Here is a 12,896-nt window from a genome sequence, read left to right on the forward strand (position 1 = left end):
AAAACCCGCCGTAGCCGGCCAGATCTTGGGGACACTTCGATGCCAAGGTTTTTCTTTAGTATAGTCAGTGGCCAATATGTTCTTGATGACGACGAAGGAAGCGAACTCGTCTCGCTCGATCAGGCCATAGAAGAGGCGCGCAAGGACGCGCGCGAACTGATGAGCGAAGCGATCCTTCAGGGGCGCGACATATCCGAAGGATGCGTCGTTATCCGCGATTCCGCCCACGAGTTGTTAAAGGTGGTGCCTTTCGCCGATGCTCTCGACAGAAAGTGCTGACGGCGTCGAGAGATCCGGCCGCAAACGGGCGATCAGGCTTTCATATTCCCTCTCCGGGACGCCATAGGTCATGCCCGCTGTCTCCTCCAGCACCCGACGGTTGACGATACGGACATTTCCGCGCGTCGCCCGGATGGCGTGCATTCCCTCGAGAATATGCAGTTCGTTGGTGATCCCCGGCCGGCGCACGCCGAGCACGGCCGACAGAAACTCATGGGTAATCGGCAAATCGTCGGTATCGAGCCGATCGTGACACATCAGCAGCCAACGGGACAGCCTCTCCCGCAGGGTATATTGCCCATTGGCAAGAACGAGCTGTCCGACCTGCAGCAGACAGACATTGATATACCCCAGCAACAGGTCGCGCAGCCGGGCGTCGCGCTCCATCTCCTGCCTGAGGTCGGCAGCCGGGATGATGAAACCCTTGCCCGAAACGCACATGGTCGTCTCGTCCGGCGTCGTTTCGGCCCCCAGGAGAACGGGCCATCCCGTGACGCCCTCGCGTCCAACGGGCATGTTTTCCATGCTTTTGCCGCCGTCAGTGCGAGCGACGGACGAAGCAAGACCGGCTTCTATGAAACAGATGTGTGAGATCGGCGTATTCGCAGCGACGAGCCGATGTCCTACGGGCAATTCGACCGCCTCCATACGGGCGGCCAGCCGCAAAAAGCCCTCGTCGCCGAACGCCTTCAATAGTCGGTTGTGCACGAAATTATTCAATTGAGGCATAACGGTTCGTCTGGCTCGCTCCCTGGTTAGACAGCGCCAACCCGACCGAGAGGTTAGCAGCTGAAAATTGTAAGAAAATGCTATGTACGTTACCGTACCAATGTCTGACACTGATGTCAGTTTGTCGTTCCGACCGCATCCTGGGGATTCCGTTTCGTTTCAAGCGGATCGAAACCACCTTCGTGTGTCACGGATATGTCACGAGAGCCTTGAGAAAACCCTCCGGTCGGTCCCTGGTATCGTTCAGGGCCTTGTCCAGATCGCGCAGAGGATAGGTATGCGTATAGAGCGTCGATGGATCGAGTTCACCTGAAACCACTGCCGCCGCCGCCCTTGCAATTCCCCAGATATAGATTTTCGGATCCCGTTCGTGAGCGTTCACAACGTCCAGTCCACGCCAGTTCCATAGCTGCATGTTCACCTGGCGCGGTCCGTCCTGGTGATAGCCGGCGATGATGAGCCGCCCTCGCTCCGAAACAAGCTCTCCAGCCAGATCGAGCGGCCATTGCTTGCCGACCGCCTCGATGACCCGATCACAGAAACGGCCGTCAGTAAGTTTTTTGACACGTTCGATGATCTGCCAGTGGTCTTCCATTTCGACAGTTTCCGCCGCACCCATGCGGCGCGCGACAGCCAGCGAGAAGGGCCGCCTAGATATTGCGATGACCCTTGCTCCCCTGCGGGCGGCCAATTGCGTCAGCAAAGCTCCCAGAAAGCCGACGCCGACGATCGCAACGGTTTGCCCGGCCTCGATTTCGCTGCGCTCGAAAATATTCATGGCGCAGCCGAGAGGCTCTCCGGGAAAGGGCCTACCGTCCAGCTCGGGCGGCAGGCGTACCACAAGCTCGGCGTCGGCGACATCATGGGTGGCGTAGGCGTGATAGCTCAACGCCGCAACCCTGTCCCCAACCTTGAGATCGTCGACACCGGCGCCGATCCCGTCGACCACACCCCAGCCTTCATGTCCGAGACCACCGGGTTCCGTCGGAAAGTGCATCCATTCCGGACCGGACCAGGGCGTGAGGTTTGAGGCGCAGACGCCGCATCCCTGCAGCCTGATCCGTACCTGATGCGGCTCCGGCTCCGGGAGAGGGTGTCTCTCGACGCGCAGGGTTTCAGGGCCGCTGACGACTGCGGCATCCATGACGCTGCTACGGTTGTCCATGAGGTTCATCAAAGCGCTCCTTGTGGTCTTTCCGGCTATTGTCCGACAGGTACACAGTCCCGCCGGAGGAGAAACAACGCGTTTGGAATTGTCCAACAACGAAGCCCGGCTTTGGTTCCGGAAGAAGTCATTGATGAAGTAGAAGACAACATTGAAGTCATTCAAGAAGGAACTTTTACATCCATCTGCGGTTGGGGGACCGATTTCCACCCCTTAAAGCCAGGCAGAGGACACTCCAGATGGCAACAATTCTCGTAACAGGCGGCGGCGGTTTCATCGGTCGGCATGTGGCGGCAGAACTGGGAGAACATGGTCATAACGTCCGGGTTCTGGATGCGTTCATTGAACAGGTTCACGGCGACTGCGGCCCCGCCATTGGTGATTTCGCCGACGTCGTCAAAGCTGACATCCGCGACAAAAAGGCGGTTATTAACGCGCTCGACGGTGTGGATGCCGTAGTACACCTTGCCGCGGAAGTGGGGGTCGGCCAATCCATGTACGAAATCGCCCGTTATGTCGGCTGCAACGACCTCGGCACGGCAATTCTCCTCGAGGCGTTGATCGAGCGCCCCGTCCGCAGGATCATCGTCGCCTCGTCCATGAGCGTTTACGGCGAAGGGCTCTACCGGAACAGGCAGGGCACGATACTCGGCCATGTACGCAGACACGAGGACCAGATCAAACGTCATATCTGGAACCCCACCGATGCCGACGGTGCAGACCTGACGCCGATTGCGACCGACGAGGAAAAACCCGTCGATCTCGCCTCGATCTATGCCTTAACCAAATATGCCCAGGAACGGCAGGTTCTCATTTTTGGCAGGGCCTATGGCGTGGAGGCGGTAGCCCTGCGCCTCTTCAACGTCTTTGGCGCGGGGCAGGCGCTTTCCAATCCCTACACGGGTGTTCTGGCGAATTTCGCTGCCCGCCTTTCCAACAACCAGCGCCCAATCATCTTCGAAGATGGCGAGCAACGACGGGATTTCGTCCATGTGCAGGATGTCGCCCGGGCCTTCCGGCTGGCGCTTGAGAAACCCGCCGCACCCGGCCATGTCTTCAATATTGGTAGCGGCCAGGCCTATACGATAGCCGAGGTCGCCACCCTGCTCGCGCAGGCTCTGGATCGAGCGCATATCGCGCCGGAGATGACGTATCAGGCCCGGGCGGGAGACATCCGCAACTGCTTTGCGGATATTTCCAAGGCACAGGAGCTTCTCGGTTTCACGCCCCGCTACCGGCTGGAAAACTCCCTCGGTCCCTTCGCCGCGTGGGTACGCAGCACCGGTGGGCAGGACCGGGGCGCTCAGATGCAGCAGGAACTGCTCGCGAGAGGTCTGGTATCATGATGGAACGCGTGACAAGCCTGCAACCCGCCCCCCGGAAATTCGGCTTCGTGGAATGGTTTCGGCCGGGCGAATTCGAAAGGGCGAAAGCCGCCCTGCTCGACATCCGTGCCAGCGGTGCGAGCTATTTGCGCACTCATCTTTCCTGGGCGGAGTATCTGGCTCCTGGAGGTGAAGAATGGTTCGACTGGCTGATCCCCCATCTCGCCGGCCAGATCGAACTTCTGCCCTGCATTCACTATACGCCGCCTTCGATGTCCCGCACCGGGCGCTCCTCCGGGGCTCCCGTCGAGCTGAAATCGTATGCCGATTTCATCGACCACATCCTAACCCGTTACGGGCACCATTTCACGCATGTCGAGTTGTGGAACGAACCTAACAACCTTCTCGACTGGGACTGGCGTGAAGACAGCGACTTCATGCTGTTTTGCGAAATGGTCGGCGGAGCGGCCTATTGGGCCAGACAACGCGGTTTCAAGCCCGTGCTCGGCGGTCCCTGCCCTTTCGATCCCTTTTGGTTGAACCTTATGGGAGAACGGGGCGTCCTCGGCGTGGTCGATGCGGTGGGCTTTCATGGTTTTCCCGGCACCTGGGACAGCGAGCAAGGCGCCTGGGGCGGCTGGGACATGCATCTGGGGGAAATGCGCAAGGTTCTCAACCGCTTCAACCCGGACGCAGAAATCTGGATCACCGAGACCGGCTACTCCACCTGGCGCAAGGACGAAATAGAACAGGCGCGGCGGTTCATGGTGGCGCTGAACGTCGATGCCGACCGGATGTACTGGTACGCCTGGCAGGATGTGCCTCCCGACGTCGCGGTGCAGGAGGGTCTCTGGTTTGACCCGAGGCATTATCATCTTGGCGCGGTCAGCCACGACAATCAGCCCAAACTTCTGGCACGTCTGTTGACCGAAGGCGGCATTGCCCGGCTGGAAGAGGTGACCCGGCTGGCGACGCCCCGGCTCGCCACTCATGCGTCGCCGATCGTCGTAACCGGCGGTAGCGGCTTCATCGGCAGCAATCTTGCGAAGAGTTTTCTCAACGATGGCGAAGACGTTGTCATTCTCGACAATCTCCAGCGCCCCGGTGTCGACCAGAACCTCGAGTGGCTGATGGAGCAGCATCGCGACAGGGTTCATCCCGTTCTCGCCGACGTTCGCGACTTCAACGGCATCGAAGCGGTCTTTACCGATGCCAAGGCGGTTTTTCATCTGGCAGCACAGACTGCGGTTACGACCAGCCTCGCGCACCCGCCGGACGACTTCGAGACGAACGGCCGCGGTACCGTGAACGTGCTGGAGGCCGTGCGTAAGGCTGGCAACCGGGCAGCAGTCGTATTCGCCAGCACGAACAAGGTCTATGGAGCCTTGGACGATCTGGAAATGATCGAGGCTGGTGACCGCTATCTGCCCGCCAGCGAGGCCATTCGCTCGTTCGGGATCGGGGAAGATCGCCCGCTTGCCTTCTGCACCCCCTATGGCTGCTCGAAAGGCGTGGCCGATCAATACGTGCTGGACTACGCCCATTCCTTCGGCATTCCCTCTGCCGTGCTGCGTATGAGCTGCATTTATGGCCCGCGCCAGTTCGGCACCGAAGACCAGGGCTGGGTCGCGCATTTCCTGCTCCGCTTGCTGGCGGGTGAGCCGGTTTCAATCTACGGCGACGGCAGGCAGGTCCGCGACGTTCTCCACGTCGACGACGCTGTTGCGGCCTATCGCCGGGTATTTGCGAACATCGAGGCGGTAACAGGGCAGGCCTTCAATCTCGGCGGCGGGCCCGTCAACGCCGTCAGCGTGCTGGAAGTGATACGCGAGATCGAGACGGTCATAGGGCGCAAGGCGGAAACAGGCTTTGGCGAATGGCGCGCCGGTGACCAGCTGTTTTTTGTCGCAGATACGCGGAAACTGCAAAGCGTGCTCGGATGGGAAGCGCGAACCTCCTGGCGACAGGGGCTTCGCGATCTCGCGGCATGGCTGGTCGAAAACCGGTTCGGGGGCATGGCGGAAGTTCAGGAACGCGGCAGGAGGCGCGCATGACTTTACGCACGACAGACGGGGCAGTCCGGAAAATCCTGATGACGGTCGATGCGGTCGGGGGCGTCTGGCGTTACGCGCTCGATCTGGCAGCCGGGCTTGAGGAGAAGAACGTCGACGTCATTTTGGCCGGTTTTGGACCTCCCCCCTCGAACGATCATATTCAGGAAGTTCCCCACAATTGCAGGCTTGTATGGCTGGATGCGCCGCTCGACTGGATGGTTGACGACCCGGACAGGCTTGCCCAGGTGCCCGGGATGATCGAGGAGGTCGCCCTGCGGGAAAGGGTAGATGTCCTGCACCTTAATCTGCCGTCGCAGGCAGCCGGGTTGCGCCTTGAAAGACCTGTTGTGGTCATGTCGCATTCCTGCATCCCCACCTGGTTTTCCGCCGTTCGGGGCACGCCTTCGCCGCCGGACTGGCGCTTTCACGAAAAGCTTGGACGGCAGGGATTCAGCCGCGCCGATCTCGTTCTTGTTCCGAGTAAAAGCCACGGAGAGAGTTTGAAGGCTGCCTATGGAGACCTTCCCCGCCTGAAGGTGGTTTACAATTCAAGTGACGTCTTCTCACCGCCAGCGCAAAAGGACGATTTCGTCCTGGGGGCCGGGCGCTGGTGGGACGAGGGGAAGAACGGAGCCATACTTGACCAAGCAGCGCGGAACGCAATCTGGCCGGTCGTCATGGCGGGTTCGGTGTCTGGTCCGAACGGCCAGCGCCTCGATATAGCCAATTGCCGGTCGAAGGGCGAGTGCGCGCATCGCGACGTGATGTCGCTGATGCGCGCCGCTGCGATCTTCGTCTCCCCTTCGATTTATGAACCCTTTGGCCTTGCGGCGCTGGAGGCTGCCAGATGCGGCTGCGCGCTGGTTTTGGCCGATATCGCCACCTATCGCGAATTGTGGGATGGAGCGGCGCTGTTTGCGTCCCCTCGTGACCCAGGCGCGTTTTCCACCGCGATAAACCGCCTCGCGCGGGATCGTGTTCTCAGGGAACGGCTGGGCACAAAGGCGATGTCCCGGTCGCTTGATTTTACCCTGCGGGCGCAGGTCGACGCCATGCTTCATCTCTATCGCGCGGCGATGCACCTTCCCCGTTTTCTCACAGCTGCGGAGTAGACCATGAAGTTCGTTTTTTATACGCATTCGCTGATCTCGGACTGGAACCACGGCAACGCCCACTTCCTGCGAGGCATCATGCGCGATCTCCTGCGCCGCGGACACGAAGTCTTCGCTCTCGAACCTGCGGGATCGTGGAGCCGGGAAAATCTGATGGCGGATCAGGGCGATACGGCCGTCAATACGTTCCACGAGACCTTTCCCGAACTGCGCTCGGTGATTTATGGCGACGACTTCCATCACGAGGCAGCCGTTGACGATGCGGACGTGGTGATCGTGCACGAGTGGACAGACCCGGCGATGGTCGCGCGCCTCGGCAACGTGCGGCGGGCGGGCGCAACTTTTACGCTCCTGTTTCACGATACCCATCATCGCGCCGTCTCCGCCGGCAGCGACATAGCCGGCCTTGAACTCGCCGATTATGACGGCGTTCTCGTTTTCGGTGAAACCCTGCGGGAGCGTTATCGCGCTACCGGTTGGGGGCGCAGTGTCTTCGTCTGGCACGAGGCTGCTGACGACAGCCTCTTCAAGCCTATGCCATCGGTGACTAAAACCGGAGATCTGATCTGGATCGGGAACTGGGGAGATGACGAAAGGTCCAGCGAGATCAGAGAGTTTCTCATTCGACCAGCCGAGGAACTGCGGGTTCGAACCACCGTGCGCGGTGTCCGCTATCCGGCAGAAGCGCTGGAAGCCCTGATGCGCGGAGGCATTGATTATCAGGGATGGATAGCCAACGCGGAAGTGCCGCTCGCCTTCGCGCAGAACCGGGTAACCGTTCACATTCCGCGCCGGCCATACGTCGAACATCTTCCCGGCATTCCCACGATCCGGGTGTTCGAAGCACTCGCCTGCGGCATACCCCTGATTTCTGCCCCCTGGAACGATTGCGAAGGGCTTTTCCGCACCGGCGAGGACTATATTTCTGTCAAATCAGGCGCGGAAATGAAACGGCAGCTACGCAACGTTCTCGCCGACCGCGACCTTGCCGACAACCTCGTCCGGTCCGGTTTGGAGACCATTCGTGCCCGGCATACCTGCCGTCATCGTGTCGATGAGCTTCTGGATGTTCTCTGCGCCTGCGGCACGAGACGGGTGACCGATGCATTGACCGCAAGGGAGGCTGCGCAATGAAAATCGCCTTTTACGGATCGAGCCTGGTTTCCGCCTACTGGAACGGCGCCGCCACTTATTATCGCGGTCTCCTCAACGCGCTGGCGAAAAGAGGCTACGACATCACCTTCTATGAGCCTGATGTTTTCGACCGGCAGAACAACAGGGACATTGATCCGCCGGAATGGTGCAAGGTCGTTGTCTATGAGGACAGTCTGCCCGCGCTGCGCCAGGCAGCAGAACAGGCCGCCGAAGCGGATATCGTCGTCAAGGCAAGCGGCGTCGGGTTTGAAGACGACCTGCTGCTCGTTGAGGTGCTGCAGAATGCCCGCGCCGACGCCATCACGATATTTTGGGACGTCGACGCGCCAGCAACGCTTGCCGAACTTCGGGCGTCGCCGGATCATCCCCTGCGCCGCGCGCTTGCAAACATCGATCTGGTGCTCACCTATGGCGGCGGCGAGCCGGTGGTCGATGCCTATCGGGCGTTCGGTGCCAAGGGGTGCATTCCGGTTTACAACGCGCTCGATCCGGAGACCCATCACCCGGTTGCCCCGGATCCACGTTTTGCCGCCTCCCTCGGTTTCCTCGGAAACCGCCTGCCGGATCGTGAAGAAAGAGTGGAGACATTTTTCCTTGAACCAGCAGCCCGTCTCACGGACCGAACCTTCCTGCTCGGTGGCTCGGGCTGGCAGGACAAGACCATGTCCACCAACGTCCGCTATATCGGGCACGTATCCACGCGCGATCACAACGCCTTCAACGCGACGCCGCAAGCTGTTCTCAATATTTCGCGCGCCAGCATGGCGCAGAACGGGTTTTCACCCGCCACCCGCGTATTCGAGGCGGCTGGCGCCGCCGCGTGCATCATCACCGATCATTGGGAGGGCATCGAACTCTTCCTGAAGCCTAGCGAAGAAATCCTGGTCGCGCGTGACGGCAAGGATGTCGGCGACATTCTGACGACGCTCACACCGGCAAAGGCCGCCGCCATCGGCGAGCGTGCATTGGCAAGGGTGCTTCGCGAGCACACCTACGAACACCGCGCCGAGGAAGTGGACCGGTTGTTCAAAGCCCGGGCGGGCGTGCGGGTGGAGGCGGCAGAATGAAAAAGCCGCTGGACATCGTGTTTGTCGGCCTCTGCCTTTCATCATCCTGGGGCAACGGCCATGCGACCACATTCCGCTCTCTCATCCGGGGGCTGGACGCTGCGGGGCACCGCGTTTTGTTTCTGGAGCGCGAGACGCCTTGGTATGCCACACGGCGCGACCTGCCCGATCCCGATTTTTGCGAACTGGTCTATTACGACGATCCGCTCGCCATGACCACCGCGTATGCTGCTCGTTTGCGGCAGGCGGATGCCGTCATCATTGGCTCCTATGTGCCGGACGGCGTGGCAGTGATTGACGCCATTGAGGCGCTGGGACCAAAGCGCCTGTGTTTTTACGATATCGATACGCCGGTTACACTGGAGAAACTCAACCGGAACGACGAGGAATATCTCGCCCGGCGACAGATACCCCTTTTCGATATCTACTTCTCCTTCACCGGCGGCGAAACGCTGGACCGTCTCGAACGGCGCTACGGCGCCCGGCGGGCGGAAGCGCTCTATTGCTCGGTAGACGGAAAGCGATATCGGAATTCTGGTGACGATTTTCTCTGGGATCTCGGTTACCTCGGCACCTACAGCCCGGACCGCCAGCCTCGTCTCGAAGAACTACTGATCGAACCGGCCCGGCAGCTTCGCCACATGCGTTTCGTGGTTGCCGGACCTCAATATCCATCCACGATAAGCTGGCCGGAGAATGTAGAACGCATCGAGCACCTGCCGCCTGCAAGCCATCCCGGTTTTTACAGCCGTCAGCGTTTCACGCTCAATGTCACACGGGCCGATATGGTAGCGGCAGGCTGGTCACCAAGCGTGCGTCTGTTTGAGGCAGCAGCCTGCGGCACGCCGATCATCAGCGATTTCTGGCGTGGTCTTGAAGAATTGCTGCCTGAAAATGAAGCGATCGTCATAGCACGCAGCACTGAGGACGTGGTGAAGGCTCTCACCTCCATCGAAGAAGGAGACCGGCAGGCAATCGCGACCGCAGCCCAGAGGCGGATCCTCAGCCTTCACACCGGCGAAACGAGAGCCGGCGAACTGACAGCATATCTTTCTGAAATACCGGAGCGGCTTCCGGAGACAGAAAAACACCTCATCAGACTCCAAAACAGGGAGAGTGAGTATGCCGAAACGAAATCAAGCTATTAGATCGGTTGTTATTGCAGGCGGCGGCGGCTTCGTCGGCTCGCATCTTTGCGATGCGTTGCTGGCGCGCGGCGACAGGGTGATCTGTGTCGACAGTTTTCTCACCGGTTCGCGGTCCAATGTCCGGCCACTCCTTAACCATCCGCACTTCCGGCTGATAGAATGCGACATATGCGATCTTCAGGAGATCGATGAGCCGATCCATCAAATCTACAATCTCGCCTGCGCGGCCTCACCGCCGCAATATCAGGCGGATCCAGTGCATACGATGATGACCTGCGTGTCGGGCACCGGTAATCTGCTGTCTCTTGCCCACCGCCACGACGCATCCTTCCTGCAGGCCTCCACCAGCGAAATCTATGGAGACCCCGACGAACATCCGCAGCGGGAGGAATATCGCGGCAATGTCAGCTGCACGGGTCCGCGCGCCTGTTACGATGAAGGAAAACGTGCAGCGGAGGCGCTTTGCTTCGATCTCCTGCGGACCGGGAAGGTGGATGCTCGCGTGGCGCGGATATTCAACACCTACGGTCCGCGCATGCGGCCCGACGACGGGCGCATTGTCTCCAACCTTCTGGTGCAGGCAATCTCCGGCGAGCCGCTGACGATTTACGGCACCGGCCAGCAGACGCGATCCTTCTGCTATGTGAGCGATCTCGTCGCAGGTTTGATGGCGCTCATGGATGTGCAGCCCAACCCCGGCGTTCCCGTCAATCTCGGCAATCCGGGGGAATTCACGGTGAAACAGCTTGCCGATCTCGTTCTCCTGACGGTTCCCACACGCTCGGTTGTGGTGCACCGGCCTCTGCCAGCCGATGACCCCAGAAGACGGCGGCCCGATATTTCCCGCGCCGGGAAATTATTGAACTGGGCACCGAAAGTGCCGCTGGCAGAAGGTCTTCGCCATACGGCCGAATGGTTCGCTTTCACGCTCGGCAGCAGCAACGTCAAAACCGGAGCCGCCGCCCGGATGCGGGCCGCAGCAGTCGCGAACGGCGCGATGCTGGGAGCTTAGATCATGCGTCATAAACTGGAAAAACAAATCCAGGAGCTCGGCCCCTGGTTTCAGAACATTGCAATCGCCGGCGTGGAGACGGCGCCCGACCATTTCCTCGGAAACTATCCCGCATTCAAATGGGAGGGGTTCCGCCACATCGTTCCGGATGATCTTGGCGGACGCAGTGTTCTCGATATCGGCTGTAATGCCGGGTTTTACAGCATCGAGATGAAACGCCGCAATGCGGGCCGTGTCGTCGGCATCGACGCGGATCCCCGTTATCTCGCCCAGGCACGTTTTGTGGCCGAACAATCCGCCCTCGACATAGAATTCCGCGAAATGTCGGTATACGACATCGGCAAGCTGAAAGAGCGCTTCGACCTCGTAATCTTCATGGGCGTGTTCTACCATTTGCGGCATCCGTTACTGGCTCTCGACCTCATCCACGAACATGTCGCCGACGACATGCTGCTGTTCCAGTCCCTCCAGCGAGGTGACGAGCGAACGCAGACGCTGGAGGAGGACTACCCCTTTTCCGAATGGGCCGTCTTCGAAAACCCCACCTACCCGAAACTGTTTTTCGTAGAAGACCGCTACGCGGCCGATCCGACGAACTGGTTTATTCCGAACAAGGCTGCTGTGGAGGCAATTCTTCGCAGCTCCGGTTTCATCATCGAGCGAAATCCGGAACGGGAGGTTTACCTGTGCCGTCGCGGTGCCCGCCCCTATGCGGTAGAGCCGCCGCCGGAAGGATGAGCCCATGGCGACAGCAGCCCGCAAAGCGCGCCCGCCGCCTGCCTTTCAGCCGGAGACGGCCAATGCGCCCTCCCTTGCCGCGTTACGCAGCCAGGCCGAGGATTGCGAGCGGTGCGATCTGTACAGGAATGCCACCCAGCTTGTTTTTGGCGAGGGCAGAACGAATGCAAACGTCGTTCTCGTCGGCGAACAGCCTGGCGACGAAGAAGACCTGAAAGGCCACCCCTTCGTCGGTCCGGCTGGACGGCTGCTGGACGCCTGCCTGCAGGAGGCGGAGGTCGATCGCTCCCAATGTTACGTGACCAATGCCGTAAAGCACTTCAAATTCGAACAACGGGGCAAGCGGCGGTTGCATGCGCGCCCCAACAGCGGTGAAGTGCAGCGCTGCGCCTGGTGGCTGGGAGCGGAACTGCGGCTGCTCGATCCGCAACTGATCGTCGCCATGGGCGCGACGGCATTTTACTCCCTGACCGGCCGCACATCAGGCGTAATCAGGGAACGGGGGCATTTGTCGACCACACCGGATGGAAAACGTCTTCTCGTGACCATTCATCCCTCGTATCTGCTGCGCCTTCGCAACCGTGAGGAGGCGCGGCAGGAACGGCGGGCGTTTATCACGGATCTGCGCAAGATCACGGAATTCCTTGCAGCAGAAAAATAGCGCGCGTCGATTGCAGCAATCATCCCTGCCGTCGGGAACAAGCTTTTTCGATCGTGGTTAGGTGCTGCCGAAAGGGAGGATGATCACAATGAACAAGAAGATCGAATGTGAGATCATGCCACACGAAAACGGTTGGGCCGTTCTGGTCGGCAGCGTCATGCAGGCCGTTTATCCAAGCCGCTATCTGGCGGTCACGTCAATGAAGGCGGAGAACGTCGATTTCGTGCTGACGGATGAAGCCGCAGCGTCGCGCGGAACCGGTAACGCATTCCGGTTGACCGTGGCAGTGCCCTACCAGGTGGACATTCCACTGAAGTACAGAAACGGAGAGATAAACACGCCGGTTTCGCTTGAGGGCCGTGACCTGGCCACCGGGAAACTTTAAGCCGGGAACTCCGGGATTACCACAGAAGCCGCCGTCCGATGCGGCTCCACGGGCGGCGGGCACCAC

At 60.1% G+C, this 12,896-nt stretch carries 13 protein-coding genes; 11 read left to right on the forward strand and 2 right to left on the reverse strand.

The genetic code is table 11. The features are described 5' to 3' along the window. Nucleotides 1–39: 39 nt before the first annotated feature. Nucleotides 40–279 carry a DUF6894 family protein gene (locus QSK43_RS16925; RefSeq protein WP_332304419.1) on the forward strand — a complete coding sequence of 80 codons (240 nt, stop codon included), beginning with the start codon at nt 40–42 and terminating at the stop codon, nt 277–279. On the opposite strand, the gene QSK43_RS16930 is transcribed toward QSK43_RS16925, so the two are convergent. After that, complete coding sequence (locus QSK43_RS16930) at nt 235–1,008, reverse strand: Crp/Fnr family transcriptional regulator (RefSeq protein ID WP_332304420.1); 774 nt, start codon at nt 1,006–1,008, stop codon at nt 235–237. The two genes, QSK43_RS16925 and QSK43_RS16930, sit on opposite strands and share 45 nt — an antisense overlap. 187 nt (nt 1,009–1,195) lie before the next feature. Beyond that, the gene (locus tag QSK43_RS16935; protein WP_332304421.1) at nt 1,196–2,182 is read right to left on the reverse strand and encodes an MDR/zinc-dependent alcohol dehydrogenase-like family protein; all 987 of its coding nucleotides are present in this window, start codon (nt 2,180–2,182) and stop codon (nt 1,196–1,198) included. Between the two features lie 230 nt (nt 2,183–2,412). On the opposite strand from QSK43_RS16935, the gene QSK43_RS16940 reads away from it, so the two are divergent. The 10 genes from QSK43_RS16940 to QSK43_RS16985 all read left to right on the forward strand — a co-directional run bounded on the left by QSK43_RS16940 (nt 2,413) and on the right by QSK43_RS16985 (nt 12,830). Further along, nucleotides 2,413–3,519 (forward strand): NAD-dependent epimerase/dehydratase family protein, encoded by a 1,107-nt coding sequence (locus QSK43_RS16940; protein ID WP_332304422.1) that lies wholly within the window; start codon nt 2,413–2,415, stop codon nt 3,517–3,519. Beyond that, entirely contained in the window at nt 3,516–5,552 is a 2,037-nt protein-coding gene (locus QSK43_RS16945; protein WP_442967848.1) for an NAD-dependent epimerase/dehydratase family protein, read from the forward strand. Before QSK43_RS16940 ends, QSK43_RS16945 begins: the two co-directional genes overlap by 4 nt. Next, entirely contained in the window at nt 5,549–6,664 is a 1,116-nt protein-coding gene (locus QSK43_RS16950; RefSeq protein ID WP_332304423.1) for a glycosyltransferase family 4 protein, read from the forward strand. The genes QSK43_RS16945 and QSK43_RS16950 overlap by 4 nt, the downstream gene beginning before the upstream one ends. 3 nt (nt 6,665–6,667) lie before the next feature. After that, complete coding sequence (locus QSK43_RS16955; RefSeq protein WP_332304424.1) at nt 6,668–7,798, forward strand: CgeB family protein; 1,131 nt, start codon at nt 6,668–6,670, stop codon at nt 7,796–7,798. Continuing rightward, complete coding sequence (locus QSK43_RS16960; RefSeq protein ID WP_332304425.1) at nt 7,795–8,886, forward strand: CgeB family protein; 1,092 nt, start codon at nt 7,795–7,797, stop codon at nt 8,884–8,886. Before QSK43_RS16955 ends, QSK43_RS16960 begins: the two co-directional genes overlap by 4 nt. Next, nucleotides 8,883–10,034 (forward strand): CgeB family protein, encoded by a 1,152-nt coding sequence (locus QSK43_RS16965; RefSeq protein WP_121692404.1) that lies wholly within the window; start codon nt 8,883–8,885, stop codon nt 10,032–10,034. Before QSK43_RS16960 ends, QSK43_RS16965 begins: the two co-directional genes overlap by 4 nt. After that, nucleotides 10,009–11,046 carry a UDP-glucuronic acid decarboxylase family protein gene (locus QSK43_RS16970; RefSeq protein ID WP_332304426.1) on the forward strand — a complete coding sequence of 346 codons (1,038 nt, stop codon included), beginning with the start codon at nt 10,009–10,011 and terminating at the stop codon, nt 11,044–11,046. Before QSK43_RS16965 ends, QSK43_RS16970 begins: the two co-directional genes overlap by 26 nt. Nucleotides 11,047–11,049: 3 nt before the next feature. Next, nucleotides 11,050–11,784, forward strand: coding sequence for a TIGR04290 family methyltransferase (locus QSK43_RS16975; protein WP_121692402.1), 735 nt, complete (start codon nt 11,050–11,052; stop codon nt 11,782–11,784). Nucleotides 11,785–11,788: 4 nt separating this feature from the next. Further along, complete coding sequence (locus tag QSK43_RS16980; protein ID WP_332304427.1) at nt 11,789–12,445, forward strand: UdgX family uracil-DNA binding protein; 657 nt, start codon at nt 11,789–11,791, stop codon at nt 12,443–12,445. Nucleotides 12,446–12,533: 88 nt separating this feature from the next. Continuing rightward, nucleotides 12,534–12,830, forward strand: a complete 297-nt coding sequence (locus tag QSK43_RS16985; protein ID WP_332304428.1) for a hypothetical protein — start codon at nt 12,534–12,536, stop codon at nt 12,828–12,830. The last annotated feature ends 66 nt before the right edge of the window (nt 12,831–12,896 follow it).

Source organism: Rhizobium sp. GR12 (genome assembly GCF_036596185.1).
GTDB classification, from domain to species: Bacteria; Pseudomonadota; Alphaproteobacteria; order Rhizobiales; family Rhizobiaceae; genus Agrobacterium; species Agrobacterium nepotum.